We start from the raw sequence: 22,773 nt of genomic DNA, 5'->3' as shown, positions 1-22,773 counted from the left end.
TGTTGTCTCCTTATTCCGCGGGGTTGGTTTTGCCGGACGTATTGCTGTCCTTGGCCTTGCGGCGGCTGAGCCAGCCCTTGATCCGCTGGCCGCCCTCTACCAGGCCGCCGGGCAGGAAGATCACCACCAGCATGAACAGGATACCCAGGGTCAGATGCCAGCCTTTGCCGATGAAGGGGTGGACCAGAAAGACAAGGGCATCCTCCATCCCGTCGGGCATAAAGCTGAACCAGCTGTGCAGCACGTTGTCGTTGATTTTCGAGAAAATGTTCTCGAAGTACTTGATGAATCCTGCACCCAGCACCGGGCCGATCAGCGTGCCGGCACCGCCGAGGATGGTCATCAGCACCACCTCGCCCGAGGCTGTCCACTGCATCCGCTCAGCGCCTGCCAAGGGGTCCATCGAGGCCATCAGGCCACCAGCCAGACCCGCATACATGCCCGAGATCACAAAGGCCGCCAGGGTATAGGGCCGGGTGTTCAGGCCGGTGTAGTTCATTCGCTGCTGGTTCGATTTCACCGCCCGCAGCATCATGCCAAAGGGCGAGCGGAAGATGCGGATCGACAGGTAGAAGGCCGCCAGCAGGATCAGCGCGCACAGGTAATAGCCCGCGTTGAACTGAAAGGCCCAGGGGCCGACTGCCAGCTCAAACGTTGAACGCATCTCCAGGCCGAACAGGCTGGTCACCGGGATTGAGCCGTCCGCGGTGGCAGAGACACCCAGGATGCGTGGGTCTTCCAGTGTCAGCTGCAGGCCAGTTTCGCCATTGGTGATCGGGGTCAGCACCGAATAGGCCAGGTTGAAGGACATCTGGGCAAAGGCCAGTGTCAGGATCGAGAAATAGATGCCGGAGCGGCGCAAGCTGACAAAACCAATGAGCAAGGCGAACAGGCCTGCAACGATGACCGACAGCAGGATCGCCGGGATCACGTTCATGCCCACCAGCTTGAACATCCAGACGGCCGAGTAGGATCCGGCGCCAAGGAAAGCCGCATGGCCGAATGACAAATAGCCGGTGAGGCCAAACAGAATGTTAAATCCGATGGCGAAGATCCCAAAGATCACAAAGCGCTGCATCAGGTCCGGATAGCCCGCGTTGAACTGCGCCATGGCGCTGCCGGTGGGGAAGGGGTTCAGGATGAAGGGGGCGAACAGCGTCAGGCAGGCGACGATGATCAGCATAGAGGTGTCTTTTTTATCCAGTCCGAACATGTCTTAGTCCTCCATCACGCCTTTGCGGCCCATCAGGCCCCGTGGACGGGTCAGCAGAATGATGATTGCGACCACATAGATGATGATCTGGTCGATGCCGGGGATCAGCGATTTGATCTCGTTCATCGAGGCGAAGCTCTCAAGAACACCCAGCAGGAAACCCGCCAGCACCGCACCGGGCAGCGATCCCATGCCGCCGACAACCACCACCACAAAGCTGAGGACCAGGAAATCCATGCCCATGTGGTAGTTGGGCGAGTTGATTGGCGTGTACATCACACCGGCCAACCCTGCGACAGCGGCAGCGATGCCGAACATAATGGTGAAGCGGCGGTCGATGTTGATGCCCAGCAGGCCCACGGTCTCGCGGTCGGCCATGCCGGCCCGCACCACCATGCCGAATGTGGTGAATTGCAGGAAGCTGAAGATGCCGCCGATGATCAGCACTGCAAAAAAGAAATAGACCACGCGCCAGACCGGATAGATGATGTCCATGCCGATGACAGCGCCCAGGTTCATCACGCCGTTCAGCGCGTCCGGGGCCGGGGTCTGGATCGGGTTGGCGCCGTAGAAATACTTGATGACTTCCTGCAGCACGATGGCAAGGCCGAAGGTCACCAGGATCTGGTCCGCATGGGGTCGCTTGTAGAAATGCTTGATCAGACCGCGTTCCATCACATAGCCGACGCCGATCATGATCGGGATGGCAAAGAGGATCGCCAGCGGCACCGCCCAGTCGATGATGGAGCCGCCGAACTCGGGACCGAACCAGGCCTCGACGTAGGGGGTTTTCACTTTCAGCGGGTTGCCCAGAAAGTCGGTCTGGGTCTCGTCGACGGTCTCAAAGCTGAGGTTCAGAAAACGTTGCACGGTGACAGCGCAGAAGGCGCCGATCATGAACAGGGCCCCATGGGCAAAGTTCACCACGCCAAGCGTGCCGAAGATAAGTGTCAATCCCAGCGCGATCAGCGCATAGGCCGAGCCCTTGTCGAGCCCGTTCAGGATTTGCAGGAGAATGGCGTCCATGGGTCCCACCGTTCGTCAGGTCAGGGAAGGGTCTTCCGGCAATGCCGGAAGACCCGCGATGCGGCGCAGCCGGATTCCGGTACGGAATCCGGGCCGGAACTATTGCATAATTCCGGCGCCAGTGGCGGGCTTCAGGCGCCCGGGTTGCAGGAGCCCAGTTGGCCGCCGGCAAACATCGGGTGGTCCGGTGCGTATTCCACCTGTGCACGCGGGGTGACCTCGACCACTTCCAGAAGGTCGAATTCCGAGGTCGGATTTTCCTTGCCGCGCACCACCAGAACGTCTTTGAAACACTGGTGGTCTTCGGCGCGGTACAGGGTTTTGCCATTGCCCAGCCCGTCGAATTCAAAGCCTTCCAGCGCTCCGGCAACACCGCAGGGGTTGAAGGTGCCCGCACGCTCAACCGCATCCGCGTAAAGCAGCGTCTGGCAGTAGGTGGTATGGGCGGCCTGGCTCGGCGGGAAGCCGTATTTGGTGCCGAAGGATTTGACGAACGCTTTGGAGCCTTCGTCCTGCAGCGTCCAGTGCCAGTTGGTGGAGCCGTGAATGCCCTTCACGTTGGCGCCTGCACCCTTGGCCATCAGGCGGGAGTAGAGCGGCACGACGATCTCGAAGTTCTTGCCGTTCACCACCTTGTCGCGCAGGCCGAACTGCACCGCATTGGTCAGCGAGTTCACCATGTTGCCGCCATAGTGGTTCAGAACCAGCACATCAGCGCCAGAGTTCAGAACCGGCGCGATGTAGGAGGAAAAGTCGGTCGCGGCCAGCGGCGTGCGCACCTTGTTCACGGTGTTCCAGCCCAGGGCCTCGGTTGCGGCTGCAATCGATTCTTCCTGGGTCCAGCCCCAGGTGTAATCGGCGGTCAGGTGGTAAGCGGTGCGGTCGGTGCCATAGAGGTTCTTCAGCACCGGCGCCAGCGCCGCGCCCGACATATAGCCGTTGAAGAAGTGGCGGAAACCGTTGGCTTTTTTGTCTTTGCCGGTGGTGTCGTTGGAATGCGTCAGGCCAGCCATGAAGATCACGCCTGCCTCCTGGCAGAGACCCTGCACGGCAATCGCAACACCCGAGGACGAGCCGCCGGTGATCATCACCGCGCCGTCTTTTTCGATCATCGACTTGGCCGAGGCACGGGCTGCGTCAGACTTGGTCTGGGTGTCGCCAGTGACATATTCCACCTTCTTGCCCAGGATGCCGTTCCCTTGCAGCGCCTTGGAGCTGAAGGTGTTCATCATGCCGCCGTCGCCGCCGCCATTCAGATGCTCGACCGCCAGTTCATAGGCGCGCAGCTCGTCGGCGCCTTCATCAGCGTAGGGGCCGGTCTGGGGCACATTGAAGCCCAGGGTCACGGTGCCGCCGGTCGGTTCATTGGTAAAAGCCGCGGCGGAAGAGGCGGTAAAGATCGTTGGCAGCGCCATACCGGCGCCTGCGATTGCGCCGGTCTTTAAGACTCTGCGGCGCGATGCGTCAAATTCAGACATGTATTCCTCCCTAATATGATTAGTGCCTTGCAGCTCCTCACTTCTGCGCAGCACCAGCACGTTTCGTGCAAAATCAGTATGAGCGCGCTATGTAAAGCCAGGCAATAAATCCCTTTTATTGCTTGAAATTTCTGTAAATAACTGAACAGTATTCAGTGGCATTCTGTAAATTGTATTATATTGCAACGCAGAAAGCCGTTGAATTGACAGTGTTTTGGGAGGCCACGCATAATGGCACGCGATACCCTGACCGGCAGCCGGATCCGCGAACGCAGGCTGATCCTTGGAATGCGTCAGGCCGAATTGGCGCGGGAGGCGGGGATCTCGGCCTCCTACCTCAACCTGATCGAACATAACCGGCGCAGAATCGGCGGCAAGCTGCTGGTTGATCTCGCTGGGGTGCTGGGGGTGGAGCCGTCGATGCTGAGCGAGGGGGCCGAGGCGGCCCTGATCTCTACCCTGCGGGAGGCGGCGGCGGACAGCGGGGTGCCGGTGGCCGAGCTGGACCGGGTCGATGAATTTGCCGGCCGGTTTCCCGGCTGGGCCGAGGTGCTGGCAGCCGGCCACCGCCGCATTGCCACGCTGGAACGCACGGTGGAAACCCTGTCAGACCGGCTGACCCATGATCCCAATCTGGCGGCCTCGGTGCATGAGGTGCTGTCGACTGCTGCTGCGATCCGCTCCACCGCGTCGATCCTGGCAGAGACCGGCGAACTGGAGCCGGAGTGGCGCGACCGCTTTCACAAGAACCTCAACGAAGATTCCCTGCGCTTGTCCGAGAGCAGCCGGGCGCTGGTGAATTTTCTGGACGAGGGCGACACCAGCGACGACCGCCGCGGAATGCCGCAAGAGGAGGCCGAGGTCTTCTTTCAGGAAAACGGGTTTCACTTCCCTGCACTGGAGGATGGTTCCGCTGAACCCGGACAGCTGGTCCAGACTGCCCCTGCTTTGACAAGCCCGGCGGCCCGCAGCCTGGCACAGGCTGCCTTGGCGCAATACCGGGCGGATGCCTTGGCGATGCCGCTGCAGGCGCTGGAGCAGGAAATCCAGGCGGATGGGGTTGCTCCGGTGGCGATCGCGCGCCGCTTCAAATGCGGGCTCCCTGCCGTGCTGCGCCGTTTGGCGGCGCTGCCTGAGGAGGTGCTGGGGCAGGAGGCCGGGCTGGTGGTCTGCGATGCCTCAGGCACGCTTTTGTTCCGCAAGCCTGTGACCGGGTTTTCGATGCCGCGTTTCGGGGCGTCCTGCCCGCTGTGGCCGCTGTATACTGCGCTTGTGCACCCGAATATCCCGGTGCGGCGCAATGTTCTGCAGCAGGGGCGCAACGCGGCGGCTTTTGACTGCATGGCGGTGGCCTGGCCGCAGGAGATGCAGGATTTTGGCGCTGATCCTATGTACAGGGCGGTTATGCTGATCCTGCCCGGCGCCAAGGATGCACGGGATCCGCAGCCGGTTGGCGCCAGTTGCCGGATCTGCCCGCGCCAGGGCTGTCCGGCGCGGCGCGAGCCATCGATTCTGAAGGAAGAGTTTTGACAGTGACACGGCCGCGGGGCTAATCTGCACAAAAATGAATGCGTCTGCGGACCGGCCTGGCCGGCAGTCGGCGCCGGGAGGAAATTCTGCTGATGGGCAGGCATGTTGTTCTGATCGAAGACGAGCCGAATATCACCGAGGCCATCCGGTTTCTGCTGATACGGGACGGCTGGAGCGTGGATGCGCATACCGATGGTGCCACCGCGGTGGAGGTGATCCGCGATGCCAATCCCGATCTGGTGATTCTGGACCTTATGCTGCCGGGCAAAAGCGGTCTGGAGATCGTGCGCGAGCTGCGAAGCGAGGGTGGCATGGGCGCACTGCCGGTGCTGATGCTGACCGCCCGCGGCCAGATGCGCGACCGCGAGATGGCGGAAAAGGCGGGGGTGACGCGGTTTATGACCAAACCCTTCTCCAATGCCGAGGTGCTGACGGCGGTGCGCGACCTGCACGCCCAGGCCGGACAGGGATGACACAGGGGAGCGGCGCCGAAGAGCAAACAGGCACCCGCGCGGAACGCCAGACCTACCGCCGCCGCAGGCTGATGGATATTGCCCGCCTGCTGCCGGTTCTGGGCGCATTGCTGCTGGCGCTGCCGCTGTTGTGGCCCGAAGCCTCCACCCATCCCGCGGCGCGCGATGGTGTCAGTATGTCGTCGGCCATCATCTATATTTTTGCCGTCTGGACCGGCCTGATCGGTGCTTGTTTTGCCTTCAGCCTCGCTGTGCAGCGTTGGGCGGATCATTGGACCGGCGGCGGGCCGGACGGGGCAGGATCTCCGGACGGAGCGGAGGACCGCTGATGGCCTCGCTCAACGTGCTTGCGGTTGTCTGTCTCGCCTATGTGGCGTTTCTGTTTTTCATTGCCTTCTGGGCCGACCGGATGGCAACCCGCGGTAAAAGCGCCGCCTGGATGCGGTCGCCGCTGATCTACACGTTGTCGCTGTCAATCTATTGCACCGCCTGGACTTTTTACGGCGCGGTTGGCTATGCCGCGCGCTCAGGCCTGGAGTTCGTAACGATCTACCTTGGCCCGTCGCTGGTGATGATCGGATGGTGGTGGGGCCTGCGCAAACTGGTGCGGATCGGGCGCAGCCAGCGGATCACGTCAATCGCCGACCTGTTGTCGTCGCGCTATGGCAAGTCGAACCTGCTGGCGGCCGGCGTGACCATTCTCGCGGTGATTGGCGTCACGCCCTATATTTCGCTGCAGTTGCAATCCATCACGCTGTCCTTTGCCATTTTTGCCGAGGCGGATCCGCTGCGCAGCTACAATGAAACCTACACCGTGTTCTGGGTGGCAGCAGGACTGGCGGTTTTTGCCATTCTGTTCGGCACCCGCAACCTGAACGCCAATGAGCGTCACCACGGGGTGGTCACCGCGGTGGCGCTGGAGGCCATCGTCAAACTGGCGGCGTTGCTGGCGGTTGGGGTGTTTGTTGTTTGGGGCGTGGCCGGCGGCGTGGGAGAGACGCTGCAGAGAATTGACGCCTCGCAAATCGGCCAGTGGAACGTTGATGGCAGCCGTTGGGCCACCGTTACCTTTCTGGCTGCGGCGGCCTTTGTCTGCCTGCCGCGGATGTTCCAGGTGATGGTGGTGGAGAACGAGGATGAGCGCCACCTGCGCATCGCCTCATGGGCATTCCCTCTGTATCTGCTGCTGATTTCGATGTTTGTGGTCCCCATCGCCGCAGTCGGGCTGGAGCTGCTGCCTGCAGGCGCCAACCCGGATATGTTTGTGCTGACAGTGCCGCTGCAGCAGGGGCAGCAGGGGTTGGCAGTCCTGTCATTTCTCGGCGGGTTTTCCTCGGCCACGTCGATGGTGATTGTGGCCGCCATGGCGCTGTCCACAATGGTATCGAACCACATCGTGATGCCGGTCTGGCTGCGGCTGCAGAACCGCCGGGCGTCGGTTTCGGGCGATGTGCGCGATGTAGTGCTGCTGTCGCGCCGGGTGTCGATCGCGGTGATCATGGCGCTGGGGTATTTCTATTACCACCTGTCCGGCGGCGCTGCGGCGCTGGCCGCCATCGGCCTCATCTCTTTTGCCGGGGTGGCGCAAATTCTGCCGGCGCTGGTTGGCGGGCTGTTCTGGCGCGGTGCCACCCGCAGCGGCGCACTGGCCGGGCTTACGGTGGGGTTTGCCATCTGGCTCTATACCATGCTGCTGCCGGCCCTGGGCGGCGGGTTGTTGCCCGAGCATATCCTGCGTGACGGCTTGTTTGGCCTAAGCTGGCTGCGTCCCGAGGCGCTGTTCGGAATCGAAGCCATGGATCCGACCGTTCACGCCGTTTTGTGGTCGATGAGTCTGAATGCGCTGGCGTTCTGCCTGGTGTCGCTGATGAGCTTCCCCAGCCCGCTGGAGCGGCTGCAGGGCGCGCAATTCGTCAATGTCTTCGACCATTCCGCCGGCCCGCGCGGCTGGACCGGATCTGTGGCGCAATGCGAAGATCTGATGATCATGTCGCAGCGGATTCTGGGTGCCGCAGAAGCGCAAGCGTTCTTTCAGCGCGAGCGGCTGCGGCAGGGCGGCCGCGGCCCGCTGCCTGAGCCGACACCGGCCTTTCTTGAACGGCTGGAGCGCGAGCTGAGCGCCTCCATCGGCGCGGCTGCAGCGCATGCGATGATTGGCCAGATCGCCGGCGGCTCTTCGGTTTCGGTTGCGGATCTGCTGGCAGTTGCGGATGAAACCGCCCAGATGCTGGAGTATTCCAGCCGCTTGGAGACGCAATCGGCAGAGCTAACAGCGACTGCCCGCAAGTTGCGGGAAACAAACGAAAAACTTACGCAAATTTCCGAACAGAAGGACGCCTTCCTTAGCCAGGTCAGCCATGAGCTGCGCACGCCGATGACCTCGATCCGGGCGTTTTCGGAAATCCTGCGCGATGACGGGCAGCTGAGCGCGCAGGATCAGCGCCACTATGCCGGGATCATCCATGACGAAACGCTGCGGCTGACCCGGCTGCTGAACGATCTTCTGGACCTCAGCGTACTGGAGAACGGTCAGGTGAGCCTGAACATGTCGGCCGGCGCCCTGCCGGACGTGCTGGACCACGCGGTGGCCGCCGCACTGGCGGGATCAGACCGTCCGCTCAAGGTCTGCCGCAATCCCGCAACGGAAGGGGTGCGCATATCCTCCGACCTCGACCGGCTGGCGCAGGTCTTTATCAATTTGATCGCCAATGCCCAGAAATATTGCGATGCTGCGGAGCCGGAACTGTCCATTTCCGCCTCCGCAACCAGCGGATGGCTGCAGATCGACTTTACTGACAACGGCAGCGGCGTGCCGGCAGAATTTCAACAGATGATTTTTGAGAAATTTTCGCGTGTCAGCCCCGAGCGGGCAGGCGGTGCGGGGCTTGGCTTGGCAATCTGCCGCGAAGTTATGCAACGGCTGGGCGGCAATGTTTCCTATCTGCCGGGGCACGGCGGCGGTGCGTTCCGGGTTTCCTTACCCGCAGAAGGCGAAAAGGCTGCGTAACCTGGCCCGAGGTACAGGAGTTGTTAACCTCCTTTCGGTTAAAAACGGGGAAACGGGACGTGCAAGGGGCAGGTTAAACAGCCTATGTCTGAAACAGAAGCAGCAGAGGCAGGCAGCGGCAAGCAGGGTGTGCTTGCACGCAAGCTGGCAGCGACAAAGGAAGGTGTTGGGGCGCTTACCAGTTCCTTGACGCTGAAAGCACTGCGCCGATCGGTGGCGCGGGCAGCTGCGGACCTGTGCGGATTGCCGGTGGCAGTTCTGGCAGCCCGGCAATCCAACCGCATTCCCGAAGATCTGGCAGAGCAGCTGTCGGATAAGGATCTTCTGGTGGTGCTGGATTGCCCGCATGGCAGAATGGGTGCAGCCAGCATGGATGCAGCCACGGTGACAGCGCTGATCCAGCAGCAGACCATCGGTACGGTGATGGGCAAAGCACCGGACGAGCGTCACTATACCCCGACAGATGCAGCCATGACGGCAGAGTTTCTGGAACGCACCTTTGGCAAGGTGTTTGCGATGCTGGATGGCCAAGCCGATCAGGCAATCTTTACCGGTTACCGCTTTGGCGCACAGGTTGAAAATGTGCGCAGCCTGGTGCTGGGCATGGAGGCTGAGGATTACCGGGTGATCGAGTTGAACCTGGATCTGGCCTGCGGCGCCATGCAGGGCGTGATGAAGCTGATACTTCCGGAACCCACTGCCGAAGAACTGCAGGACGGTCAGGGAAGCGGTGCGCAAGGTCCATCTCTGGGCCGCAATCTGGGGTCGATCCGGGCGGAGCTGTCGGCTGTTTTGTGCAAGATGCGGGTGCCCCTAAGGGATTTTACCGGCCTCAAAGTCGGCGATTCGCTGCCGCTGGATTCCGCCTTTCTGTATGAAACCGACCTGCTGACCATTGGCGGCCAGTCGATTGCTCAGGGGCGCCTGGGCCAAATGAACGGCGCGCGTGCAGTCCGGCTGAACCAGTCCGGGGCCAGGCTGGCAGGCGATGCCGGGGCAGAAGGAATGGGGTTCTCCGACGGGGCAGGCGCCGACATGATGGGCGGCGGACCTCCGGCACTCGATATGGGAATTGCCGCGCAGGGACTGCAGGACCCGATGGACGACACGGGCCTGCCTGCATTGGAAGCGGCACCGGGTCTGGGCGGCGGTCTTGGTATGGACGGCGAGGGGCTTCCTGCGCTGGGTGACGGCGGTTTTGACGGCGGCATGGGCGGCATGGATGACGCAATGGGTGGAATGGGCGCAATGGATTTGCCCGGTCTTGGCGACGATGGCGCTTTGGGCATGGATGGGCTGGACGGCGGGCTGCCTGACTTGCCTGATCTTCCCGCGGTCGACTTGGGGGATTTTGACCCGGGGGATGCCGCGGCAGAAATCTCGCAATTGGCCGGGCTGGACGGCGCCTTGCCAGGAAGTAACTGATTCATTAAGTTCTTTGCGCTGCGAACCGCCATCACTCAGCCCCGGACTCCAGGGGCTTATCCCGGGGGCGCCGCGGGCAGCCAAACCCTTATAGCCATTCCAAACGGTTAGCAGCCTGCACATTCATCAGTGCAGGCGCCGGGTCCGGTTGACGCATTGGGTTCCGGCCTGGGGTGATCAGTATTGGTCAGATCCGGGTTTCCCGCGTCGGCCAAAGGTTTGGCTGCTGCCAGCAACATTCGACGCAGGCAGAGTTTTCACAGGGTTAATTTCCCGCCAGGGAATCCAGTGCTGGCCGCAACCCGTCCAGCTGATAGCCGGCGGCTGCGGTTTTCAGCAGAATGTCATCGGCGCACATATCGCAGGCCTGGCTGAGCGCCCAAACCACAGAACAGCGGGTTCCGGACGCGCAATAGGCCAGCACCGGGCCTTCGCAGCCTTCATACAGCGCCCGCTGGCGGGCTGCATTTTCGGGTGTCATGGTCTGATGGGTGAGCGGCAGAACCTCGAACCGCAGCCCGGCGGCTTCGGCGGCTGCGCGGATCGCCTCAGCCTGATGGCTGGGCGGGACTTCCGCGTCCGGTCTGTTGCAGATCACCGTTTTAAAGCCGGCGTCGGCAATGGCGGGCAAGTCCTCAGCCGAGATCTGCGGCGAGACCGAATAGCGGGGGGTAATAACGCGTGCATCCATATCCCGAGTCTTTACGCGTTTGCGGCGCGCCGGTCCAGATGCCGGCTGAGCCTGGGAGCGGCTATCATGCCGCAGGCCATCGCCGCCAGGAACAGCGCGCCCTGCCATCCGTTATAGCTGAGCGAGGCCATTGCAGGACCGGGGCAGAGCCCCGCCAGGCCCCATCCCGCGCCGAACAGAATGGATCCAAGGATCAGCCGCCGGTCCAGCCCGGCGCGCGGCAGGGCGGGGAAGCTGCCCCCAGCGGCAGGCTGACGTCCCTTTGCCAGCCGCCAGGCCAGTGCCATCGGCAGCAGCGCGCCGCCCATAACAAAGCCTAGTGTGGGATCCCAGCGCCCAAAAACATCCAGCCACCCTTGTACTTTGGCGGTGTCAGTCATGCCTGACAGCATTAGCCCGGCGCCAAACAGGCTGCCTGCAATCAGTGCCAGAAGAATACGAAGCATCAGATCACTCCCATAACCTGGCGCAGAACTGCCAGCGTCAGGATACCTGCCAGCATGAATGCCGCCGCCGCGGTGATGCCACGCAAGGACAGCCGGGAAACACCGCAGACCCCGTGACCGGACGTGCAGCCGTTGGCCATCCGCGTGCCAAGGCCGACCAGCAATCCCGCAATGATCAGCACGGTGGCGCTGCTGGTGACATGGGTTTGCGGTGTGCCTGCCAGCAGGCCCATCAGCAACGGCATGGCAATTACACCTGTGATGAAGGCTAGTCTTTCCCCTGCGGTGCTCTGCCCGCTGCCATCCAGCAGCCCGCCCAGAATACCGCTGGCGCCCATGATGCGTCCGTTGCCCAAAAGGTAGACGGCACCGCCAAGCCCGACCAGCATGCCGCCCGCCAAGCCCAAAATCCAATCCGTTTCCATGATCGCCTTCCGCTTGCTTCGGTCAGATCTTGTTGATCGGGATCTTTAGAAAGACATTGCCCTGATCATCCGGTTCCGGCATCTGGCCCGCGCGCATATTCACCTGCAGCGACGGCAGGATCAGACGCGGCATGCCCAGTGTCGCATCACGGGCGTCGCGCATTCGGGTGAATTCCTCAATGCTGCGCCCTTCGCCGATATGCACGTTCAGCGCCCTTTGTTCGCCTACGGTGGTTTCCCAGGCGTAATCATCGCGGCCCGGCGCCTTGTAATCATGGCCGACAAAGATGCGGGTGTTGCCGGGCAGCGCCAGGATCTTTTGGATCGAATTATATAAATCGGTTGAAGACCCGCCGGGAAAGTCGCAGCGGGCGGTGCCGAAATCCGGCATGAACAGCGTGTCGCCGACAAAGGCCGCGTCCCCGATCACATAGGTCAGGCAGGCGGGCGTGTGGCCCGGTGTGTGCAGCACCTCGCCGCGCATCTGGCCGATCATGAAGGCGTCTCCCTCGCGGTACAGGCGGTCGAACTGGCTGCCGTCGCGCTGAAATTCGGTGCCTTCATTAAAGATTTTGCCGAAGGTGTCCTGGATCACGGTGATCTGGGCGCCGATGCCGATCTTGCCACCCAGCTGTTCTTGCAGGTAGGGCGCGGCAGACAGATGGTCGGCATGCACATGGCTTTCCAGGATCCACTCTGTCCGCAGGCCTTCTTTTTTGATCCAGGCGATGATGGCATCGGCTGATGCCGTGCCGGTGCGGCCCGCTGCCTGGTCGTAGTCCAGAACGGAGTCGATAATGGCACAGGCGGAGCCCTCAGGCTCAACCACCACATAAGAAACGGTGTTGGTGGCTTCGTCGAAGAAGGCCTTGACGGCGGGGGTCATCTGTTGCTCTCCCTTGAGTTTGAATAATCATATATTGATTAGAGAATGTGTTTCAAGGATGCCGGTGCGTAGACCGATGGTGCCGTTGAAATCATCGCAGCCGGTTGACCTGTGTCAAGACAGGGTAAGGTTGCGCTGCAGTATGCTTGGCAGGCGTGCGTGACGCCTGCAAAACCGTCAACCGGCCGGCAAAATTTCACAAATAGGCGGTCGGGCGCCTAATTTTTGCGGGCTTTCATGCAGCTGTTGTGAAATACCAGCATAACCCCATCATGATCCAGGGAGGACTGCCAATGACACAAGAAGACCTGCTGCACACCGTCGAGAATCTGGAAACCCGGATTCTTGAAGAGACCGGTACTGCCCGGCTTGCCATGCGGCCTGAGTTTATCCGGTTGCTGGATCACATGCGCAAGACGGGTGCTGCGGTGCCGGGCCGCTTCCGCCGTTTGGAAGCCGCACTGTGCGAAGAAGCGGTTGAAGAGATGTTTGACAATATGCCGGTCTAGCCGGTCTGTCAGGCAGGGCGCCCCAGGCTTCAGCCCAGGAAAATGCCCGTCATAACCAGCATCAGTCCCAGAACTGACAGCAGCAGGGCGCCCAGATTGTAGGGCAGCACTGATTGCACGACCGCGCGCAGGGCTTCGTCGTCCAGTTTTTGGCGGCGCGCACGCGCGACGCGGACAATGCACCAGACCAGGCCCAGCAGACCGGCGATGGACAAGGCGGCTCCGGCCCAGACGATGAGTTCGAACATTTGCGTGCTCCTGCGGTTTTCGCGCTGCGCCGCGCCTAGCCGATCCGGGCTTTGCGTGCAAGCCGCGAGGGAACGGGCGCCGGTTTTTGCCGCTTACAGCGGCCCTGCGGCTTTCCTTGCTTGCGGCGCAGCGGGCAGGGCGCTATCCCCTTGCTCCGACAGCAATTGACAGCATGTGCCGACGGAGCCGCAGATGGATATCACCGAAGACGAAAAAAGCGAAAACTACCGTGTGACCGCTGGCGAACTGCGCCAGTTCATCGAACGGTTCGAGCGTTTGGACGAAGAAAAGAAGACCATCGCCGAACAGCAAAAAGAGGTGATGGCCGAAGCCAAAGCACGCGGCTACGACACCAAAGTCATGCGTAAGATCATTGCGCTGCGCAAGCGCGACCAGAACGACATCGACGAAGAAGAAGCGGTGCTGGAAATGTATAAGGAAGCCCTGGGCATGTAAGCCCGGCGGGACCGCGGTCCCGCGTGCGTTTCTGCTGGTGCCGGAGGGGGTTGCCCGCTTGCGGCACCAGCCAGCTGACGCAGGTCCTTACGGCTTATTATGAGCTGCCGGTTTCCGGCAGGGCCTTTACCCGGATGCGGCGGGTCAGCCGCCCTGCGCGCCGGGCGGCCTCCTGGAACACCACCGCATAAAGCCCCCAGAACAACGGGTGCAGCGTGTATCTCATACGCTCCTGTTCCGGCCCGTTCACCGCATGGGCCACGCCCAGGAACAGCACCACCGACAGCAGCATCACCTGAAAGAAGGCCCGGCGTGTGTGGTCCTGATCCCGGCGGGCCAGTTCCGCCAGGGCGATCAGCGCGAACAGATTCAGCGCCAGGGTCAGGAAACGTGACATGCTGGGGTCGATTATGATCTTGTTCTCGGCCGTCAGCACCCGCTTGGTGTCGGGGATCTTTGGGAAACGGTCCCAGTTCAGCGGCGGGTAAAAATATTCGTTCGGCCACAGCGACAGGCTGGTGGAAGCCCGCACCACGACGCCGGCGGCGTATTGCACCGGGCTGGCAGCGATGACCTCGAGCGATTTCTTCAGGCAGGTCTTGGAATAGGGGATCATCCGCGGATCATTCAGCGCTGTGCCGGTATGCTGGCCGATTAGCCCGTGGACTTGGGCAAATGTTTTGAACGAGCAGCCTTCGATCGGCTCAGGCGCGGTTTGCGACGCATTGAGGCCAAGCCAGCTGCCGGAGCTGAAGATGCCGAACACCGCCTTGTTCTTCACCGACGGCAGCAGCGTGACTGCCAATGTCACGGCGAGGATGGCCGAACGGGCAGGGGTCGCTGCGGTCTTGAACAGCAGCAGCCCGGCCACCAGCAGGATGTAGATCGGGTGGAACAGCGTCCAGGTCAATGACAGCACCGCCAGACAGGCGCAGAACAGCAGGAAATAGAGCGTCCTCTGCGATTTCAGAAACAGCAGGGCACAGAGGCAGGACAGCGCAAAAAACGCTGAGGTGAAATGGGCATAGAGGAGGAAATTCTCATAATAAAACACGGCCGGCGACAGAATGTAGGTCAACGGCAGCAGCCAGGCCAGGCGCCGCGATTGCGCCAGCAGTCGCAGCGCCGCAAACATGCAGACGGCGGTCAGGACGCTTAGCACCAGGTGGCTGCTCCAGATCAGCTGGATCATGCAGGCGTCTTGTGCGCTGCAGGCCTTGGCGGCGATCCCCAGCAGGAAATTCCAGAACGGAGGCTGGGAGTGCAGGGTGAGCAGGGCATCCAGCAAACCGTCATGCAGCTGCTGCGCCGGGAGATGCTGGTAGGAACCGTCCAGATGAATGGGATCGGGGCGGATGTCGAGCAGGCCGGCTGCCAGCAGCCTGGAGGCCAGGATGATGACGCCTGCCGCCAGCGCAAACAGCGCTGTCTCACGCGGCAGAGCAGCGCTGGCCGGTGCGCGAGCGGCTGGCTTGGCGGATGGATTCGATTGATTTGTCATGCCCGTCCTCAACGTTTTTATGCCCTTATAGGTTAATCCGGCGCAGTTTGAAATTCCCCGCAGGTTCTGGCCGGCAAGGCGGGCCAGGCAGCGGGCAGTTTGACACCTAGCCAAAAAGTGATGGTGCTGATACAAATCGGACCGGAAGTAAAAGCATCTTTCGGTTGATTTCATTTGACGACAGATTCATCGCTTATGACCGGCCAGCCCGGTATGCTTGCCGTCGGATTGGATGGCACTCTGCGGCGCAGCAACATCCTGTATGAAAGCTCGTGGCCCGTCTTCGGGCGGGATCGGAACAGCCCGTTCACCTCGGCAATGGCGCTGTTTCAGGGGCGGGCCGCGTATCTGCCGGGCGCTGTGACGCAGATGCAATCTACCTTGGCGTTTTTACCGTTCAGCCTGATTGTACTGGCTGTTGCGGTCTGGGGCCGCGCGCTATGACCTTGCAGCAGCTTCTGGTCCGCTACACAGCCTTTGCGGTTGTTGCCACCGCGGTCAACCTCGCCACCCAGCGCGCGGTCCTGCAATCGGGTGAAAGTGCTGCGCATTTCACCGCTGCCATGGCGGCGGGCACCTTGGCCGGGCTGGTTGTTAAATATTTGCTGGATAAGCGCTGGATCTTCTTTGATCAGCACAGCGGCCTCAAGCATCAGGGGCGTACCTTTTCGCTCTATGCATTGATGGGTATCGCAACCACAGCGGTGTTCTGGATCACTGAAACGCTGTTTTGGATCACCTGGGGAACTGATGCCGCGCGCGAGGCCGGGGCTGTCCTCGGGCTGGTGATCGGCTATACGGTTAAGTACCAGCTGGACCGGCATTTCGTTTTCACTCAAGGCGCAAAGGGGACGGAATGACAATGCTGTCAGGCTGGGGGAACTACCCGGTGGCACGGGCACAGCTTCTGGCCCCCCGCAATGAGGCTGAGCTGCAAACCTTGATCGCCGGTCACCCCTCGGTCATCGCCCGCGGCAATGGCCGCGCATATGGTGACAGCGCCATCGGCCTGCCGGCGACATTGCACATGCGGCATTTCAACCGGATGGTCTCGTTTGACGCCGGAACCGGGCAATTGGTTGCTGAAAGCGGGGTGTTGCTGGGTGATATCATCTCGGCCTTCCTGCCGCGCGGCTGGTTTCCGGCAGTGGTGCCCGGCACCAAGTTTGTGACCCTTGGCGGAGCGATCGCGGCGGATGTGCATGGTAAGAACCACCATAAGGAGGGCAGTTTCCGCAATTGCCTGGATTGGGTGGATGTCATGGGGCCGGACGGTATGCTGCGCCGTTGTTCGGCGCAGGAGAACAGAGAATTGTTCGGCTGGACTGCTGGCGGCATGGGGCTCACCGGGATCATTGTCAGGGCCGCGATCAGGCTGCGGGCGGTGCCGTCGGCCTGGATCCGGCAGCAGACACAGCCGGCTGCAAATCTGGATGCCGCCATCGAAATCTTCGAGCGGTCGGCAAGCGCAACCTATTCGGTGGCGTGGATCGATTGCCTGTCGGAAGGCAGCACGCTGGGCCGCTCGCTGGTTATGCTGGGCGAACATGCGGAGTTGCAGGACCTGAGCGCGCAACAGGTGGCCACCCCCTATGCCATCGCCAGTGCAAAGACCCGGCAGGTGCCGCCGGTGTTTCCCTCCTTTCTGTTGAACCGCTTCAGTGTCCGGGCCTTCAATTCCGCCTACTACTGGGCAGGCGCCCGAAAGGCCGGGTTGCTGATTACCGACTGGAACCGCTACTTTTTCCCGCTTGATGCATTGCTTGGCTGGAACCGGATTTACGGGCGCAAGGGCTTTGCCCAGTTTCAATGTGTGCTGCCGCTCGACAGCGCCCGGCCCGGCCTGCGCAGGCTGCTGCAGGCGATCTCGGCTGCCGGGCAGGGATCTTTTCTGGCGGTGCTCAAGCGGCTGGGACCGCAGGACAGCCCGTTCTCCTTCCCGATGGAAGGCTACACGCTGGCGCTGGATTTCCCTGTCAACCCCCGCAGCCTGGCGCTGATGGAGGAACTGGACCGGATCACCATCGCCCATGGCGGCCGGTTCTACCTGGCCAAGGACAGCCGGATGCACGCGGACACCTTGCGCGCGGCGGACCCCAGGGCTGCGGGCTTCACCGGAATGCGGCAATCCTCCGGGCTGCACCCGTCCTTTCAGTCCGCACAATCGCAAAGGCTTTCGCTATGACAAAAACCCCAGTTCTGATCCTTGGCGCCCGTTCGGACATCGGCCTGGCCGTGGCCCATGCTTTTGCCGCACAAGGGCATCCAGTGCAGCTTGCCGCCCGCCGGGCGGACACGCTCGGGGCTGAAAAAACGGATCTTGAACTGCGCCATGGCGTGCCGGTGAGCCTGCATGATTTCGATGCGCTGGCGCTGGAAGATCACGAGGGTTTTGCCGATGCACTGCCTGAGCTGCCGGGCATAGCCGTTTGCGCCGTCGGCTACATGGGCGATCAGGCGGAAAGCGAACAGACGCCCTATCAAGCAGCCCAGGTGCTGCGGAGTAATTTTGAGGGCCCGGCGAGCATTCTGGCGGTTCTCGCCAACCGTTTTGAGCAGCGCGGCACCGGCACGCTGGTTGGCATCAGTTCAGTCGCCGGTGAGCGCGGCAGAGCGTCCAATTACGTCTACGGGTCGGCCAAGGCCGGCTTTACCGCTTTCCTATCCGGGCTTCGCAACCGGCTGGCCCGCAAAGGCGTTCATGTTGTCACCGTGCTGCCGGGGTTTGTCGCCACGCAAATGACCGAAGGCATGGACTTGCCGGCCAAGCTGACTGCTCAGCCTGAAGAGGTGGCAAAAGCCATCACCGCCGCCGCATCCAAAGGCCGGAATGTTGTGTATGTGCGGCCTGTTTGGCAGCTGATCATGCTGATTATCCGTAACATTCCCGAAGCGATCTTTAAGAAGACAAGCATCTGAGCACGGGCGATCCTATCTTTGGATAGACTTGCCATTTAAATTGCCGCCTTGCAGTCCTTGGTTGTATAGAATTGAACACTTTTCCTTAACACTCTCGAAAGGGCTGGCCGGATAGCGTCACAGCCGGGTAGCTTCAGAGTGGAATTATGAACAGCAAAAAGAGCATTACCGGCACCAGCAGGGGTGACCGGATACTGGTAGACGACGAGCATTACGTTATTCTGGCGGGCGCCGGCGACAACAAGATCCTTGCCGGAGATGGCAATAACGAGATCGATGCGGCTGATGGCAACGATCAAATTCTCCTTGGAGATGGCGCCAACGAGATCAACGCAGGCGGCGGCTAGAACAAGATCAATGCCGGCGATGGCGGCAACCGGATCGGTACAGGCAGCGGCAACAACAAAATTACTGCACGCGATCTGTCGGACAGCGTTAACACGATCACCGCTGGCAGCGGCCACGACATGATTATTGTTGAGGACGGCACAAGCCGTATTTTCGCCGGGGATGGAAAAAACACTATCATGGCCGGCGACGGCAACAATTCAATTGAGACCGGCAAGGATGCTGACAAGATCATCGTCGGGGACGGTGACAATGCTATAGATGCTGGTGCCGGCAGCAACAGGATCACCACTGGGGATGGCAGCAACCGGATCTCGGCGGGTGCCGGAAGCGACCGCATCCAGGTTGGCGATGGTGCAAATGCGATAGCAGCCGGCGACGGTCGCAACGGCATCAGTACCGGCGACGGCAATTCGCAGATTTCGGCCGGCACCGGCGACGACAAAATCCTTGCCGGTGATGGCAGCAACACTATTGATGCAGGGGCCGGCAACAACTCCGTCACCACGGGCGACGGGGATAACCAGATTGCCACAGGAGCCGGCAAAGACAGGATCCAAACCGGCGAAGGCAACAACAGTATCACTGTTGCCGGGGGTGCGAACAGATTCACGGCCGGCGATGGCAATAACGTTTTCCAGCTGCTGGACGGCAGCGCACAGATCAAGGCCGGCAGCGGTGACAACCAGATCAGCACTGCAGCTCAGAACGATGCCATCCAGGCCGGCGACGGCGACAATCAGGTTCAAGCCGGCGGCGGGAACAACAGCATAAAGCTGGGTGATGGCAGCAACTCTGTGCAGGCAGGATCCGGCCGGGATGATATTCGGCTTGGGGATGGAGACAACTCTGTCACGGATCTTGGCGGTGCCAACAAGATCTCGGCTGGCGATGGCAACAACGTTTTGCAGGTGCAGGATGGAAGCGCCCAGATCAAGGCTGGCGGCGGCGATAACGAGATCACTGCCGCTGGATTGAACGATGCTATCCAGGCTGGCGACGGCAACAACCGTATTCATGCAGGGGACGGGAACAACCGCGTCAAACTGGGCGATGGCAGCAATATTGTCGAAACCGGTACCGGAAAGGACAATCTCAGGGCCGGTGACGGCGATAACATGATTGACGCAGGCGGCGGTGACAATGCGGTCAAAGCGGATCACGGCAACAACACAGTTCAGACTGGTGCCGGCAAGGATGCAATCCAGCTTGGTGACGGCAACAACACGATCACGTCACTTGGCGGCAACAACAAGATCAAGGTTGGACACGGGCAAAATGCAATTGAAACCGGGGACGGCGCCGACAGCATCAAAACCGGGAACGGCAGTAATGAAATTTCTACCGGCGGTGGCAATGACCGGATCCAGACCGGCAACGGGGATGACCGGATCAGCAGCGGCGCGGGCGATGACTATGTCAACGCCGGGCGTGGCTATGACACCGTGGTGCTGAGCGGTAGCTTTCAGGACTATGACCTTGATTTGAGCCGCTACAACGGCGGCCGCGGCAAGGCGTATATCACGTCGCGCGCGGGCAGCGAGGGGGACCAGGGGACTGACACGCTTCTTGGGGTCGAGGCGCTTTTGTTTGAAGAAGACGGGCTTCTCCTAGATCTGAATGCGCCAGCCGGATTGCAACTGCAGAATGATCAGATCACGGCAGAAGGCGAAGGCCCGCTTGCAATATCGCTGGAAACTCTGCTGGAGAACGACGGAGAAACGCGCGCCGGTACCTCCCGCGTTCGCGTCGATGACGTGAGCGCCGGCGGTCTTCGGGTGGACTTCGACGGCGGCATCGTCACCTACAACGCCGATGACCTGCTGCAAGGCCTGAAAGAGGGGGATGTCTTCGAGGACAGCTTCACCTACTACGTAATAGATGCCTTTGGGAACCGTTCTCAGGCCACAGTAAACGTGGCCCTCACTGGTGAAAATGATGTGCCTGTCGCAGGTGACGACTACCTGAACGGCGGCCTGAAACCTTTCGGCGGCTATACTCCTTCGCCTGAATGGACTGTCCAAGGGGCAGGGGCCATTCTTCCTTGGGGGACAACCGTGGCCGGGATGAAGGACGGGGGCTATGTTGTTGTCTGGCAGGCGCATAAGGCCATTGGAACCGATGAAAGATCGGATATTTGGGCCAAAATCTATGATGCCGACGGCAGTGTAATTGCTGAAACGTTCCTAGTGAACAGTTTCACTGAGAGTTATCAGGTCGATCCCGAAGTCACAGTTCTTAGCGATGGCAATATTGTGATCGGGTGGCGCAGCAATTACGACGCCGATGATGCCAAAAGTGAGTTTCCGATCCGTATTTTTGACAAAGAAGGCAACGCAGTAACTCAGGAATTGGTGGTCAATGACGCCGCTGATGAAGCTGTCAAAGATGTAGACATAACCGCACTGAAAGGCGGCGGCTTCGTCGCAGTTTGGACGGCTTATGCTCTGGAGACCGATTTCCGCATAGCTTTGTTTGACAACAACGGCAGAAAAATCGGGGACGAGATTGTTTACAATCTACCTGATATTGGCGCCCCCAGCGTTCCTTCGGTATATAGGTGCCCTCAGCGTTCCTTCGGTGATCGCTCTTGAAAGCGGCGGGTATGCAGTTGCTTGGTCTCAGCCAGACTATGAGCCTTATTACCGTTCCGGAGGTTCAAAGACGATCAAGGTTCAATTGTTCGACGAAACCGGCAACACCGCTGCTGCTGAATTTGATGTCACGAAGCCCGCGGGCCAGCTGGACAGTTTCCCGGATATAACGGAAGGGCCGGACGGGCAGTTGCTAGTTGTTTGGAAGTTCTATGACCCGGATGTTTCCGGCAGTACTGCCTATTTTGCAAAAATCATCGACCAGGAGGGAAAGGTTCTGGTCGATGAATTCCAGGTGCATCAGGATGCGGCCGGCGGGCCCGGCAACAACCCTCCAAAAGTTGCGTGGCTTGATGATAGCAATTTCGTTTTTGTCTGGGGCGCACCGGGAGACGGCGATCCGGCAGCGGGTGCATGGGCCAGGAATCCAGGTGTTTGGGCGCGGGTTTTCAGTTCGGAAGGCGAACCGCAAGGTGATGAATTCGTGGTCAACCAGCAAACCATGGGTACGCAAAGCTATTACGAAATTGAGGCGCTTGAGGGCGGGCGGTTCATCATCACCTGGGGGGATAACCATAGTGGTGACTCGGTAAAGTACACTGTGTTCGAAGGCGATGGCTCCCCCGTCGAGCTGCCTTATGGTTTTGAAGATGAAGTTGCTGAAATTGCAGTGCTTGATCTGCTGGCCAATGACAGCGATCCGGATGCAGATGCTCTGACGTTTGCTCTTGCTGCCAGTACCAGTGAATACGGTGCTGTGGTGTCCTATGATGCGGAAACGGATACCCTGTTTTACGATCCGACCGCTGCCGGCGGCATCCAATCGCTCTCTGACGGTGAGGTGCTGGAAGACAGCTTTACCTACACGATCTCCGATGGGCAGGGTGGCACTTCCGAGGCGACAGTGACCATCCTGGTCGGCGGCCTTGATGAGGCTGATGTAGGGGCAGCCCCACTGTTTGCACAGGAAGATTACGGCGTGCTGCTGTAAATGGGACCTTGCTGTGCGGGCGTCTGCCCGTGCGGCCAATGGCCCTCGGGTGATGAGCTTCAGCGTGATAAGTTTTAAGCTTGAAATAAATACCGTGGCAACGGTATGGTCGCTGGCAGACCGCATCAGCAAAGGAGCCCCATCATGCCAGCCATCAGCGTGCATCCCGAAGGGTGGAAGCCCGCCAAAGGTTATGCCAACGGTATGGTGGCCGAGGGCAAGCTGCTGTTTGTCGGCGGCCAGATCGGCTGGACCGCGGATCAGGTGTTCGAGGCGCAGGATTTCATCGGCCAGATGAGCCAGGCGCTGCAGAATATTCTGGAGGTGGTCGAAGCCGCGGGCGGGTCCGCGCAGGATATCACCCGGCTCACATGGTTTGTGACCGACAAGGCCGAATATCTTGCCCATCAGGCAGAAGTCGGAAAAGCCTACCGCGCAATTATGGGCTATCACTTTCCGGCCATGACCATGGTGGTTGTTTCCGCTCTGGTCGAGGATGAGGCCAAGGTGGAAATCGAAGCTACGGCAGTACTGCCCGCTTGACGCGATACGTCACACGGTTTCGTGAGCGCTCTTCCCAAGGACCGTGCCGGACGCCACATTCCA

The 22,773-nt window shown here is 60.7% G+C and carries 24 protein-coding genes and 1 pseudogene; 16 read left to right on the top strand and 9 right to left on the bottom strand.

What is annotated here, in order from left to right; all coding sequences use genetic code 11:
* Positions 1-10 precede the first annotated feature (10 nt).
* From K3555_RS10755 to K3555_RS10745, 3 genes are all read right to left on the bottom strand, one after another.
* A complete protein-coding gene (locus tag K3555_RS10755; protein WP_259984753.1) occupies positions 11-1,213 on the bottom strand; it encodes a branched-chain amino acid ABC transporter permease in 1,203 nt (400 codons plus the stop codon).
* A gap of 3 nt (positions 1,214-1,216) precedes the next feature.
* The gene (locus K3555_RS10750; RefSeq protein ID WP_129370641.1) at positions 1,217-2,239 is read right to left on the bottom strand and encodes a branched-chain amino acid ABC transporter permease; all 1,023 of its coding nucleotides are present in this window, start codon (positions 2,237-2,239) and stop codon (positions 1,217-1,219) included.
* A gap of 131 nt (positions 2,240-2,370) precedes the next feature.
* Positions 2,371-3,717 carry a substrate-binding protein gene (locus tag K3555_RS10745; RefSeq protein ID WP_260004993.1) on the bottom strand — a complete coding sequence of 449 codons (1,347 nt, stop codon included), beginning with the start codon at positions 3,715-3,717 and terminating at the stop codon, positions 2,371-2,373.
* 231 nt (positions 3,718-3,948) lie between these two features.
* On the opposite strand from K3555_RS10745, the gene K3555_RS10740 reads away from it, so the two are divergent.
* From K3555_RS10740 to K3555_RS10720, 5 genes are all read left to right on the top strand, one after another.
* Positions 3,949-5,247: a short-chain fatty acyl-CoA regulator family protein gene (locus tag K3555_RS10740; protein WP_259984749.1), complete on the top strand. Its 1,299-nt coding sequence runs from the start codon at positions 3,949-3,951 to the stop codon at positions 5,245-5,247.
* Between the two features lie 92 nt (positions 5,248-5,339).
* A complete protein-coding gene (locus K3555_RS10735; protein WP_259992618.1) occupies positions 5,340-5,720 on the top strand; it encodes a response regulator transcription factor in 381 nt (126 codons plus the stop codon).
* Complete coding sequence (locus tag K3555_RS10730) at positions 5,717-6,049, top strand: hypothetical protein (protein ID WP_129370644.1); 333 nt, start codon at positions 5,717-5,719, stop codon at positions 6,047-6,049. The genes K3555_RS10735 and K3555_RS10730 overlap by 4 nt, the downstream gene beginning before the upstream one ends.
* Positions 6,049-8,727, top strand: coding sequence for an ATP-binding protein (locus K3555_RS10725; protein ID WP_260004992.1), 2,679 nt, complete (start codon positions 6,049-6,051; stop codon positions 8,725-8,727). The genes K3555_RS10730 and K3555_RS10725 overlap by 1 nt, the downstream gene beginning before the upstream one ends.
* A gap of 84 nt (positions 8,728-8,811) precedes the next feature.
* Positions 8,812-10,152: a FliM/FliN family flagellar motor C-terminal domain-containing protein gene (locus K3555_RS10720; RefSeq protein WP_260008468.1), complete on the top strand. Its 1,341-nt coding sequence runs from the start codon at positions 8,812-8,814 to the stop codon at positions 10,150-10,152.
* Positions 10,153-10,417: 265 nt separating this feature from the next.
* On the opposite strand, the gene K3555_RS10715 is transcribed toward K3555_RS10720, so the two are convergent.
* The 4 genes from K3555_RS10715 to K3555_RS10700 are packed head-to-tail and all read right to left on the bottom strand — an operon-like array spanning position 10,418 to position 12,600.
* Entirely contained in the window at positions 10,418-10,843 is a 426-nt protein-coding gene (locus K3555_RS10715) for a TIGR01244 family sulfur transferase (RefSeq protein ID WP_260008466.1), read from the bottom strand.
* 11 nt (positions 10,844-10,854) lie between these two features.
* The gene (locus K3555_RS10710) at positions 10,855-11,289 is read right to left on the bottom strand and encodes a DUF6691 family protein (protein WP_260008464.1); all 435 of its coding nucleotides are present in this window, start codon (positions 11,287-11,289) and stop codon (positions 10,855-10,857) included.
* Complete coding sequence (locus K3555_RS10705) at positions 11,289-11,714, bottom strand: YeeE/YedE family protein (RefSeq protein ID WP_260008463.1); 426 nt, start codon at positions 11,712-11,714, stop codon at positions 11,289-11,291. The genes K3555_RS10710 and K3555_RS10705 overlap by 1 nt, the downstream gene beginning before the upstream one ends.
* A gap of 22 nt (positions 11,715-11,736) precedes the next feature.
* Positions 11,737-12,600, bottom strand: a complete 864-nt coding sequence (locus K3555_RS10700) for an MBL fold metallo-hydrolase (RefSeq protein ID WP_260008462.1) — start codon at positions 12,598-12,600, stop codon at positions 11,737-11,739.
* A 293-nt stretch (positions 12,601-12,893) separates the two neighbouring features.
* Between K3555_RS10700 and K3555_RS10695 the strand changes: the two genes are divergently transcribed.
* Positions 12,894-13,109: a hypothetical protein gene (locus K3555_RS10695; protein WP_129370651.1), complete on the top strand. Its 216-nt coding sequence runs from the start codon at positions 12,894-12,896 to the stop codon at positions 13,107-13,109.
* Positions 13,110-13,138: 29 nt separating this feature from the next.
* Here the strand turns inward: K3555_RS10695 and K3555_RS10690 are convergent, their stop codons facing one another.
* The gene (locus K3555_RS10690) at positions 13,139-13,357 is read right to left on the bottom strand and encodes a hypothetical protein (protein ID WP_024089790.1); all 219 of its coding nucleotides are present in this window, start codon (positions 13,355-13,357) and stop codon (positions 13,139-13,141) included.
* A 193-nt stretch (positions 13,358-13,550) separates the two neighbouring features.
* Between K3555_RS10690 and K3555_RS10685 the strand changes: the two genes are divergently transcribed.
* On the top strand, positions 13,551-13,814 hold the full coding sequence (locus K3555_RS10685; RefSeq protein ID WP_024089791.1) for a DUF2312 domain-containing protein: 264 nt from the start codon (positions 13,551-13,553) through the stop codon (positions 13,812-13,814).
* A gap of 97 nt (positions 13,815-13,911) precedes the next feature.
* On the opposite strand, the gene K3555_RS10680 is transcribed toward K3555_RS10685, so the two are convergent.
* Positions 13,912-15,489, bottom strand: a complete 1,578-nt coding sequence (locus K3555_RS10680; RefSeq protein ID WP_260008461.1) for a DUF2079 domain-containing protein — start codon at positions 15,487-15,489, stop codon at positions 13,912-13,914.
* A 21-nt stretch (positions 15,490-15,510) separates the two neighbouring features.
* Between K3555_RS10680 and K3555_RS10675 the strand changes: the two genes are divergently transcribed.
* The 9 genes and pseudogenes from K3555_RS10675 to K3555_RS10635 all read left to right on the top strand — a co-directional run bounded on the left by K3555_RS10675 (position 15,511) and on the right by K3555_RS10635 (position 22,710).
* Positions 15,511-15,759 carry a hypothetical protein gene (locus tag K3555_RS10675; protein ID WP_260008460.1) on the top strand — a complete coding sequence of 83 codons (249 nt, stop codon included), beginning with the start codon at positions 15,511-15,513 and terminating at the stop codon, positions 15,757-15,759.
* On the top strand, positions 15,756-16,175 hold the full coding sequence (locus K3555_RS10670; protein WP_260008459.1) for a GtrA family protein: 420 nt from the start codon (positions 15,756-15,758) through the stop codon (positions 16,173-16,175). Before K3555_RS10675 ends, K3555_RS10670 begins: the two co-directional genes overlap by 4 nt.
* On the top strand, positions 16,172-17,500 hold the full coding sequence (locus K3555_RS10665) for an FAD-binding oxidoreductase (protein WP_260008457.1): 1,329 nt from the start codon (positions 16,172-16,174) through the stop codon (positions 17,498-17,500). Before K3555_RS10670 ends, K3555_RS10665 begins: the two co-directional genes overlap by 4 nt.
* Positions 17,497-18,234 (top strand): SDR family oxidoreductase, encoded by a 738-nt coding sequence (locus K3555_RS10660; RefSeq protein ID WP_260008455.1) that lies wholly within the window; start codon positions 17,497-17,499, stop codon positions 18,232-18,234. The genes K3555_RS10665 and K3555_RS10660 overlap by 4 nt, the downstream gene beginning before the upstream one ends.
* A 146-nt stretch (positions 18,235-18,380) precedes the next feature.
* Complete coding sequence (locus K3555_RS24980) at positions 18,381-18,581, top strand: hypothetical protein (protein WP_409201686.1); 201 nt, start codon at positions 18,381-18,383, stop codon at positions 18,579-18,581.
* Positions 18,582-18,701: 120 nt separating this feature from the next.
* Positions 18,702-19,607 (top strand): annotated as a pseudogene (locus K3555_RS24975) (calcium-binding protein); the annotation flags it as partial.
* Positions 19,608-19,700: 93 nt separating this feature from the next.
* The gene (locus K3555_RS10645) at positions 19,701-21,176 is read left to right on the top strand and encodes an Ig-like domain-containing protein (protein WP_260008450.1); all 1,476 of its coding nucleotides are present in this window, start codon (positions 19,701-19,703) and stop codon (positions 21,174-21,176) included.
* A complete protein-coding gene (locus K3555_RS10640) occupies positions 21,163-22,167 on the top strand; it encodes an Ig-like domain-containing protein (protein WP_260008448.1) in 1,005 nt (334 codons plus the stop codon). The genes K3555_RS10645 and K3555_RS10640 overlap by 14 nt, the downstream gene beginning before the upstream one ends.
* A gap of 144 nt (positions 22,168-22,311) precedes the next feature.
* Entirely contained in the window at positions 22,312-22,710 is a 399-nt protein-coding gene (locus K3555_RS10635) for a RidA family protein (RefSeq protein WP_259984714.1), read from the top strand.
* The last annotated feature ends 63 nt before the right edge of the window (positions 22,711-22,773 follow it).

Source organism: Leisingera sp. M527 (assembly GCF_025141525.1).
Taxonomy (GTDB): domain Bacteria; phylum Pseudomonadota; class Alphaproteobacteria; order Rhodobacterales; family Rhodobacteraceae; genus Leisingera.
This window is presented reverse-complemented; position numbering and strand designations above follow the sequence as displayed.